1 pseudogene is annotated in these 444 nt (G+C 47.7%); it reads left to right on the top strand.

Annotated elements, in window-relative coordinates:
• Positions 1-444, top strand: a pseudogene (locus tag A3751_RS21015) (sodium:proline symporter); the annotation flags it as partial.

Here is a 444-nt window from a genome sequence, read left to right as displayed (position 1 = left end):
CTTGTCATTTTTAACCGGCGCAGCAATTATTGACTCACTGCGGTTTAAACATGGCTTCAATAGCGTTCAGCAGTTTCTATTTGCTCGCTTCGGGACGGTGGGTACAAGCTGCTTCAACTTCGTGATTGGTTTAAGACTGATCAGCGAAGTGTTCGCCAACATTTTGGTCATCGGCATATTGTTCGGTGCCGCGGGCAGCGGCAGCTATACGATCGCAGTACTCGCTTTTGCTCTGATCGCTCTAGGCTATTCGATGATGGGTGGCTTGCACGCATCGCTGCGCACAGATGTGATGCAAATGGTTTTGTTTATTGGCGTCTTGCTTGTCCTGTTATTAAATACCGCATCACAAGGTCTGTTTACGATCGAGTCTCTAGGATTTGTCGCATTCGACATCAGCGAGCCTGGTCCTATTTTGCTTATAGTTGCCTTACTTCAGGTCTG

Source organism: Oleiphilus sp. HI0080 (genome assembly GCF_001635135.1).
The sequence above is the reverse complement of the archived record's forward strand: the minus strand, read 5'-3'. Positions and strand labels throughout refer to the sequence as shown.